Origin of the sequence: Kitasatospora sp. A2-31 (assembly GCF_022288725.1) — a bacterium.
Taxonomy (GTDB): domain Bacteria; phylum Actinomycetota; class Actinomycetes; order Streptomycetales; family Streptomycetaceae; genus Kitasatospora.
This window is the reverse complement of record NZ_JAKNTA010000112.1, coordinates 1-1,834: the sequence shown is the minus strand read 5'-3', so window position 1 is coordinate 1,834 and position 1,834 is coordinate 1. Positions and strand designations below refer to the sequence as shown.

The 1,834-nt window shown below is 72.9% G+C and carries 2 protein-coding genes; both read right to left on the bottom strand.

The genetic code is table 11. The features are described from left to right. A partial coding sequence (locus tag MCM47_RS39960) for a LacI family DNA-binding transcriptional regulator (RefSeq protein WP_238862633.1) occupies positions 1 to 809 on the bottom strand: 809 nt, incomplete at its 3' end. A 25-nt stretch (positions 810 to 834) separates the two neighbouring features. After that, on the bottom strand, positions 835 to 1,834 hold a 1,000-nt coding region (locus MCM47_RS39955), incomplete at its 5' end, for an alpha-amylase family glycosyl hydrolase (protein ID WP_238951750.1).

Sequence of the window (1,834 nt, the reverse complement as noted above, 5' to 3'; positions counted from 1 at the left end):
TGGGGGACGCTCAGCCCGCGCTGGCGCACCGCGCGGATCGCGCCGAGCGCCATCATGTCGCTGCCGCAGACGATCGCCGTGCAGCCCTTGTCCAGCAGCGCGCCGGCGGCGGCGTGCCCGCCCTCCACGCTGAACAGCGTGTGGTGGACGAGGTCCCGGGCCTCCTCCTCGGTCCGCCCGAGCACCTCGCGCATGGCCGCGGTGAAGCCCTCGATCTTGCGCAGCACCGGCACGTACCGGCGCTGGCCGACGGCCAGACCGATCCGCTCGTGGCCGAGCTCGGCCAGGTGCTGGACGGCCATCCACATCGCGGAGCGGTCGTCCGGCGAGATGAACGGGGCGTCGATCCTCTCGCTGAAGCCGTTGATCAGCACGAACGGCACCTGCCGGCCGATGAGCCGGGCGTACCGGTCGTGGTCGGCGGTGGTGTCGGCGTGCAGTCCCGAGACGAAGACGATGCCCGACACCCCGCGGTCGACCAGCATCTCCACCAGTTCGTCCTCGGTGGACCCGCCCGGCGTCTGGGTGCAGAGCACCGGCGTGTAGCCGTGCCGGCTCAGCACCTGCTCGATCACCTGGGCCAGCGCGGGGAAGATCGGGTTGCTCAGCTCGGGGGTGATCAGCCCGATCAGGCCAGCACTGCGCTGGCGCAGCCGGGTCGGCCGCTCGTACCCGAGCACGTCGAGCGCCGCCAGCACGGTCTGCCGGGTGGCGGCCGAGACGTTCGCCTTGCCGTTGAGCACGCGGGAGACGGTGGCTTCGCTGACCCCCGCCTGCGCCGCGATGTCTGAGAGTCGCGCCGTAGTCACGGTCCCAGAGCCTATTGCAACCACGTCAGACCGCCCACCAGTCGGTGCTGTCCGGAGCGAGCACCGTCTCGCCGCCGTCCACCACGGCGTCCGCGGAGGAGAGCAGCAGGCGGCCGGGCGCCGGTATCCGGACGGGCTCGGCGGTGGTGTTCACGGTGCAGACGAAGGAGCCGCGGCGGAACGTCAGCGTGCCGGCCGGGCTGTCCAGCCACTCGACGTCGGTGCCGGCGCCGAGGTCGGGCTGCGCGCGGCGGACGGCCAGCGCGCTGCGGTACAGCTCCAGGGTGGACGTCGGATCGCCGGTCTGCGCCTCGACGCTGAGCTCGGCCCACTCGGCGGGCTGCGGCAGCCAGCTCGGGCCGCCGGCCACCGGGCCGAAGCCGTACGGGGCCTCGGTGCCGGACCACGGGATCGGCACGCGGCAGCCGTCGCGGTAGCCGTCCTGGCCGGCCTGGCGGAAGAACGACGGGTCCTGGCGGACCTCGTCCGGCAGGTCGGTGACGTCCGGCAGGCCGAGCTCCTCGCCCTGGTAGAGGTACGCCGAGCCGGGCAGCGCGAGCATCAGCAGGGTGGCGGCGCGGGCGCGGCGCAGGCCGAGCGCGCGGTCGCCGGGGGTGCGGATCTGGGTGCCGAGGCCGGGCTCGTTGGCGAACCGGGTGGCGTGCCGGGTGACGTCGTGGTTGGAGAGCACCCAGGTGGTGGGGGCGTCGACCGGGCGCATCGAGTCGAGCGAGAGGTCGATCACCTCGCGCAGCTCGTCCGCCGCCCAGGAGGTGCCCAGGTACTGAAAGTTGAAGGCCTGGTGCAGCTCGTCGGGCCGGACGTAGTTGGCGGTGCGCTGGACGGTCGGGGTCCACGCCTCTGCGACGCCGATCCGCTGGCCCGGGTACTCGTCCAGGATCTTCCGCCAGCTGCGGTAGATCTCGTGCACGCCGTCCTGGTCGAAGAACGGCATGACGTCGTTGCCGAGCAGCTTGAGCTGGTCGCCGCCGCCGATGTCGGGCAGGCCGGGTGCCTTGACCAGG